This is a genomic window from Lysinibacillus sp. DFXJR4, from assembly GCF_057196045.1.
Genome location: NZ_JBXUNW010000032.1, coordinates 1 through 6758, shown reverse-complemented (window position 1 = coordinate 6758; position 6758 = coordinate 1). Strand labels below are relative to the sequence as shown.

The window sequence follows — 6758 nt, the reverse complement described above, 5'->3', positions numbered from 1 at the left end:
TCAATTGTAATAGCTCCACTGCTTACATCGTAAAATCTCGGAATTAAGGAACAAATCGTCGTTTTGCCTGCACCCGAAGCGACAGTTAATGAAAACGGAATCATAACAAACTCAATTAAGACACTGATTAATATGATTTTCAACAGATGGATGTGAACACAAAAAGACCAGGCACTCATATTAAAATAAGTCCTGGTCAATTATTTGAATGTTCCTTATCAAACACTAACCCCCTTAATTATTGGGGTGTAATTGTAATCAAAGAATTCTCTGGAGTAAGATAGGTACCCTTAGCGATAGAGAAGTCTAACTGATGCCTATCAATTTCAGAGTATTGAACAATCTTCTCTTTGTTGATAAAAACGATTAAATAAATATCATCACTCGTATCTATTCTGCTATCACTTTTAAATTTCAAACCTAATGATTTGTTAATGCTATCCTTTGAAGTATACGGCGAAAAGAGATATGCTTTTTCCCAATTGAATTTTGTTATATCATTCAAATCTATAATCGTAGCATTTTTGTCATTTATGATTGTATTAAAAGATTCTTGCAAATCTGTGTTTAACAAAACTTTATTAGTACTGCATCCACCTAAAACAACTACAAATAGGATAATAAACATTAATTTCTGCAATGATAACATCCTCCCTTTATACTTTATTTTCCATTAAGACGTATTCTGAATTTTTAGGTTCCGTATTTTTGTAAAAAACAGGAAAAAGATGCAATTGAGGTTGCATCTTTAAGAGTTTACTTTTTTCCAGTTGCATCTGTTGCAACAAGTTTTGTTCCAGAAATTCTTTTTCCTTTACCACCATCTACCGCATTCTTAACTGCGCTTAGAGCATTTAGTTCTCCCTCTAAGTTTGTACCTTTAAATGTAATATCTCTTCCAACTGCATTATTAAATAGGTCCATTTCCTTTTCTAGAGCTGGTTGTCCACTAGCTCCTTCTTCATGAGCAGTCGCAAATGATTCAGCGTATGCCTTTGTTGTATAGTTTCTCATCAGTGTATTCCATAATATATGTCTATAGGCATCTCCATTACCATTGTGTAATGAAGTAGAAGTATAAATGTTTTCAGAGTAATTTTTTGCCTTTTGTCCTGCTACCAATGCTTGTAATCCATAAACTTTATTTGAATTAAATACTACTTTTTCCTTATCATTTAACATGCTTTCAACATATGGAATGTCATATGTTGTGACTTGCCCTAGATCTTTATTTATTTCTATATCCATTACTTGGGACAAATAATTATCTTGCTCTTCAATTGTAGATCCAGGATTTGACGATTTATATTCTTCTAAAAGTGCTACGTATTTTTCAACATCATAGTAATTTTTAATTGCACTTGAATAGTCTATATTCAATTGTGCATTAATTAATTCTTGACTACTTATTGTTTCATAACTTGTTTCTTTTACATTAAGTTCAACAGCTTTACTCTGTACCCCTCCACTCAATGAAAGAATTGCTACAGATGCTAGTACAATTAAACCTTTGTTTTTCATAATATTAATCTACTCCATCCCTATATATTGTATTACATACAAATAATAACATATAAAATTGTAATATTAAGTATTTTTTGAAAAATAAGTAATTAATAACTATATTTAAGCTTTTTATATAGTTCTAACTTCTGTTTTTAGCATAGAAACTGTTTCAAAATAAATTACATATCAATTCAATTGAAATGGCTGTTCGTATAGATTGTGGCTTTCTTAACCATACTGAAAATAGGTTGATATAATGCGTTTAGGGAGGCGTTCAAGTATGTGGAGAGATGTATATGAAGATTTCAGCGAATTAACAAAATCAGAGCAGATAGCACTATTTGAAGCAATGAAACAAGATTTGTTTCCAGAAGAACCAGATAAAATCACGAAACTTCTAAAAACTATTCGTGAAGCGAGATTTTCTTCGGGGTTAGGTTGTGTGCATTGTGGCAGTACAGACGTTAAACGTAACGGTAAATATCGCAGTCGCCAACGCTATCTATGTAAAGATTGCGGTAAATCCTTTAATGATATGACTAATACACCATTTTCAGGTTCTCGTTATCCTCAAAAGTGGGTGAAATACATTGAACTTATGATAGAGGGATATACTCTGCCTAAAATTGCTGACAAACTTCAAATACACATTTCTACTGCCTTTTATTGGAGACATAAAATCTTGAACGCATTAGGTAGTCTTGGCTTTAACCAATTACAAGGTATCGTTGAGAGTGACGAAACCTTCTTTCGTGAATCCTTAAAGGGAAAACGTGAAATTACCCATAGAAAAGCCAAGAACCGTGGAGAAAAAGATGAAAAAAGAGGAATTTCTAACCATAAAATTGCAGTTGTAGTAGCACAAGACCGTAATGGAAATATAGTTGCCCGAAAAGCAGGAACAGGTCGTGTTAAAGCCGAGGAATTCGACAATGTGATAGGTGAGTATATCTACCCATCTTCTTTGTTATGTACAGATACAGCAACCAATTATAAGAAGTTTGCAAGAATTAAGGGGTTACAACACGAAACTGTGAATGAACGACAAAAACAACGTGTAAAAAAGGGTATCTACCACATTCAGCACGTTAATAACTTTCATAATCGCCTAAAAGGTTGGATGGAACGATTTCAAGGTGTTGGTACTCGTTATTTAGACAACTACCTTTATTGGTTCCGTTGGCTTGAGTTAGGGAAAAATTTAGCATTTGATAAACGTGTAGAACAAATGCTTTTTTCAGCGTGTCAAAAATCCAATCCTACTACTGTTGAAGTGCTTCGAAGTGCATAAGAAAAGACCTCGTATTGAGGTCTTCATAATAACTGCTATTCAATTAAATCAACCAATTTGTCTGTCATCTCTTCTGAAAGCGTATAAATTGTATTAGTATCATCTGTTTTCATTAATGTGCTTTTTTCACCTTTTTCGCCTATCCATAAATGAAAACTTTGTAAACTCTTATTAGTATAAACATCCATATTGAACTCTGGATTAGCCATATTTACTAAACCACTTTCTTTTACAGCACTTGAAAATATACTATTAAGAGTTTCGATAGATACATCATCATCAAAAATAGTTGTACCATTGCCTTGTGATTCTGAAATTTTAATCTTTATAATTTCCCCATCAAATTGCAATTTTTCATTATCTTCTTCTGACGGCTGATTAGTTTCAACCTTATCTGTATCAGTTTTAGAAACGACTTCTGTTTGTTGTTCAGGTTTAGTCTTATCAGTGTCTTTTGTAGTGTTATCCCCTGATTGGCAACCCAAAAGAATAGTTGATACAAAGGTCAATGATAAAACAAGTGACAAAGTTTTTTTCATAATAAAATACCTCCTAACATATCTTTTTTATTATTCAATTTAGAAGAAGTAAACCCTCTTTAGTTACAAATTACTTTTATTAGATATTATCTTATATGCAAATTTGATATAAAAACAACAATCTTTTAGAAAATAGCCATTGAAATTGAAGAGTTACTTATAGAAAATATAAGAAAGAATTGGTTTAAACCCGAGGACTTATCATTATAATTACTGAATATTCAAAGAGCTCTATCATTTTAGAGATGTATCCGGTCCAACAGGAGGTTCAAAAAATGAAAGTTATGGAAATAAAAATGTCAGTCTTTGAGTAGACCTTAGCTATTACAAAATAGTTGTGAGTGGTAAAAGTGCTTATAGATTAGAAGGTTATAAATTAACCCCTACTGTTAAAGTTGTTCAATTTACTGTAACTTCAATTACGAGCCAAGCAAGATCTAATGGTACTGGTTACTTAATGGACGGATCTCCATATACAGAGCTTGAAATCACGGGACTTAATACGTGGACAAACCCGAGTTTAAAGGATTGCATCAGAAAAATGCGGATTTATATTGTTAGGAGAATTACAATATTAAAAAGCCCAATTTCTCAGCATTAAAATGAGAAGTTGGGCTTTGATCATTACACCGAAACGCGCTTATTTTATTCAATTATGTCGCTATTACTGAACAATAGGAATCCAACTAAAACTAATGAAATTGGACTAAATGCTCCTTTAATTTTAACTTTACGTCTTCACAATATCCATTAGCGTTACTACACAATCTGGCCCTTTAATGGAATAACTTCATTATCACTTAATAGGTTCTTAATCCACAAGAAAAACAGAAATCCATTCTTTATAGATAGGAAAATCCGGTTCAACTTTTTCAAAGCCACACAAAGAAGAGCAATTCACCACACTATTTTATATATCAAAATCATCTAAAAAGATATTTTCTTTATCTGTTGTTTGTGCACATCATGGAACAAACGTTCTTAATTAAGCAATAAAAAAATGACCAGGCTCACAAATTTTTGTGATTACCTGGTCATAAACAGTTATTTGTCTGGAATTTCAATAATCTCAAGTATGCCGTCATTTAATCTATTATCAATATCATAAATAAACAAATAACGTTTACCTTCTTCAAATACAATAGGGTGCTCATCATCTTTCCACATATGTCGTTTTCTGAATATTTTTTTACCGTTAGTAAATCCTTTTACTTCTCGCACACCTGAATACCCTTCCATCATAATCCAAGGGTCTTTCTCCATTACCATAACCCAGTTATCCTTAGTGTAGCCTTTGCCTTTTAATAAGTCTTTGTAATCCTCCTGATTATCGAAGGTTAAATATTTTGTAGGTTTCATTTCTGGGTATGCAGCATCAGCGCTTGAAATTCCTGTTAATAGGAGGCCTAATGATATAATTCCTGATATTAATATCTTTTTCTTATTGCATCTTCTCCTTAAAATTTCAATATATCTATAGTTTACCAATAATTAATTAATTTTCATATTATTTATTTCTACGTTGCTGAATTGTAATATGCAACCCAATTAAACGATCAGTCGTCATTGTACCATTCTGTAAATCTTTTAAATGTGATTCCTGAATAATGCCGTCTTTAACCGCCTGTGCAATAAAGTTTTCTGCTTCAGTTTTCATAGCTGGCGAACCTGGATTCCAGTTAGTATTTGTCATTTTAATTTCCTCCTTTGGATTATCTTCCACAATTAGTTGTACTTGCCCTTTACTGTTAGTAGGCACATTTATTTTTCCATCTAGTTTATAGCCTAATGGCATCTTCCAATTTGCTCTAACCTCGAAATGGGGACGATCAATATTTCCTGTCCATGTTCCACCCCAAGTAATCCCTAGCTTTTTTGCAATAGTTCCTACTCTAGTAAGTGTAACTACATCATATAAAGAATGTGAATGTGGAGGACCAACAGCAATATCCCAAGCTAGACGTGACTTGTGGTTGCTATCTAAAGTCCATGTTACAATCTGACCTGGCCTAGTACGACCTTGAGCGTATAAATATTTTTGGCGTTCCTGTGAGCGATATGTTTCTGTAATGAAGATATTTTTAATACCAGCTTTATAACACTCTTGGAATAATAATTGCACAGCTAACCTAGCTGCTGGTAATAACTCTGCTATGTCACGACATGTTGTTGTTACACTTACACTCATTTAGGTTCACCCTCTCTATTAGAATTCTCTTCTAGTCGTTGTTTAGCGCGTGCATCTTTATGCTCTAGTTCAGCCGATACCCAATCAATAGCCCATAAAGGCAACCATCTGTCCCAACCAGCTCGTTTTGTATTAGCAATGACTGAACGAGCAATACTACGTGATAATACAGCAATAACAATACCTGTTATAATCACATTCGTGGTCATTATAATATCTATTAATCTAGCTACAACAGGTAATGCTAGTAACACTACTGTACGTTTTACACCATCAATTCCATATGCACTTGTGTCAATGCCATATTTCTTAGCTGCTGTTGTACCTGTTAGCCAATCTAAAGCAATTAATAATACATATAACAGATAGGCAACTAATACAGCTTTAACAGCTCCAAAACCATACTCAAAAACTAATAATCCAAATGCCCCTATAGAAGAAATCAGTGGATGTTCTAAAGACTGCTTCCCTACATTGATTGTTTGAGCGATAACCCAATTATTCATTTGACAACACTTCCTTTTCGCATAACAAAAACACCCTCGAAATGAGAGTGTTTTTTATAAGTATCTATATAAACATAACCAGGACCCTTGACATGTCCTGGTTATGGAAGGTTATTAATTTATCATCTTCTATAATCCTTGTTCCTTCTCTAATTTTTTTGCTTCTTGGCGCTGCTCTTTTTCAACTGCTTTCAAATACTTTTCATAATCCTCCAGCATAATTATTGCTTTATCCAGATTATCTTTATTTAAAAACAGCTTTATCTAAGCCTTTCATAATAGATTCTTCAGATTTGTTTGGAATATCGCCTTTCGCCGTGCAATTCTCGCCATATCTCGAAGAGCAGTATTAATCGTTTCAATATGATCTTTCTTAACTTCTTTCGGGAATGATTGACCATTTGTATCTTTTAAGCGATCATACATCATTGCGTCTCGTAATTTTCTTAGTGTCTTCATGTCATCTTGAACTTTTCTATACAACTTTAAATCTTCAGGTGGAATATACCTAGTACCATTTGATGCAAAGTCTCTTTCTTTTTCATCTAGTTCTTCATAGAACTTTGTGACAGAATTTGTCCCACCATCATTGATACTCGATGAGAAATATCGTTCTGTATAACTTCGCTTCAAACCCTTTGTATCTTTACATGACACTTTTGTACTTATGTAACATTCGAATTTATGGTTATTCTTACATGAATCTTGCCACAGATTTAAATTGGTCT

Annotated in this window: 8 protein-coding genes; 1 reads left to right on the top strand and 7 read right to left on the bottom strand. The window is 33.0% G+C overall.

What is annotated here, in order from left to right:
* Nucleotides 1-238: 238 nt before the first annotated feature.
* Both AC2CGN_RS25285 and AC2CGN_RS25280 read right to left on the bottom strand, forming a co-directional pair.
* Nucleotides 239-640: a hypothetical protein gene (locus AC2CGN_RS25285; RefSeq protein ID WP_484516953.1), complete on the bottom strand. Its 402-nt coding sequence runs from the start codon at nucleotides 638-640 to the stop codon at nucleotides 239-241.
* A 116-nt stretch (nucleotides 641-756) separates the two neighbouring features.
* Entirely contained in the window at nucleotides 757-1521 is a 765-nt protein-coding gene (locus tag AC2CGN_RS25280) for a DUF6973 domain-containing protein (RefSeq protein WP_484516951.1), read from the bottom strand.
* 265 nt (nucleotides 1522-1786) lie between these two features.
* Between AC2CGN_RS25280 and AC2CGN_RS25275 the strand changes: the two genes are divergently transcribed.
* The gene (locus tag AC2CGN_RS25275; protein ID WP_484516950.1) at nucleotides 1787-2797 is read left to right on the top strand and encodes an IS1595 family transposase; all 1011 of its coding nucleotides are present in this window, start codon (nucleotides 1787-1789) and stop codon (nucleotides 2795-2797) included.
* 35 nt (nucleotides 2798-2832) lie between these two features.
* Here the strand turns inward: AC2CGN_RS25275 and AC2CGN_RS25270 are convergent, their stop codons facing one another.
* The 5 genes from AC2CGN_RS25270 to AC2CGN_RS25250 form a co-directional block, all read right to left on the bottom strand.
* Nucleotides 2833-3336: a YhfM domain-containing protein gene (locus AC2CGN_RS25270; protein WP_484516948.1), complete on the bottom strand. Its 504-nt coding sequence runs from the start codon at nucleotides 3334-3336 to the stop codon at nucleotides 2833-2835.
* Between the two features lie 1044 nt (nucleotides 3337-4380).
* Nucleotides 4381-4824, bottom strand: coding sequence for a hypothetical protein (locus tag AC2CGN_RS25265; protein ID WP_484516946.1), 444 nt, complete (start codon nucleotides 4822-4824; stop codon nucleotides 4381-4383).
* A gap of 19 nt (nucleotides 4825-4843) precedes the next feature.
* Nucleotides 4844-5524 (bottom strand): M15 family metallopeptidase, encoded by a 681-nt coding sequence (locus AC2CGN_RS25260; RefSeq protein ID WP_484516945.1) that lies wholly within the window; start codon nucleotides 5522-5524, stop codon nucleotides 4844-4846.
* Nucleotides 5521-6030, bottom strand: coding sequence for a phage holin family protein (locus AC2CGN_RS25255; protein ID WP_484516943.1), 510 nt, complete (start codon nucleotides 6028-6030; stop codon nucleotides 5521-5523). The genes AC2CGN_RS25260 and AC2CGN_RS25255 overlap by 4 nt, the downstream gene beginning before the upstream one ends.
* Before the next feature lie 273 nt (nucleotides 6031-6303).
* A partial coding sequence (locus tag AC2CGN_RS25250) for a hypothetical protein (protein WP_484516941.1) occupies nucleotides 6304-6758 on the bottom strand: 455 nt, incomplete at its 5' end.

Bases quoted from the DNA above. Each gene is read 5' to 3' on its own strand.
- AC2CGN_RS25260 (WP_484516945.1), bottom strand. From the start codon at position 5,524: ATGAGTGTAAGTGTAACAACAACATGTCGTGACATAGCAGAGTTATTA.
- AC2CGN_RS25280 (WP_484516951.1), bottom strand. From the start codon at position 1,521: ATGAAAAACAAAGGTTTAATTGTACTAGCATCTGTAGCAATTCTTTCA.
- AC2CGN_RS25275 (WP_484516950.1), top strand. From the start codon at position 1,787: ATGTGGAGAGATGTATATGAAGATTTCAGCGAATTAACAAAATCAGAG.
- AC2CGN_RS25270 (WP_484516948.1), bottom strand. From the start codon at position 3,336: ATGAAAAAAACTTTGTCACTTGTTTTATCATTGACCTTTGTATCAACT.
- AC2CGN_RS25255 (WP_484516943.1), bottom strand. From the start codon at position 6,030: ATGAATAATTGGGTTATCGCTCAAACAATCAATGTAGGGAAGCAGTCT.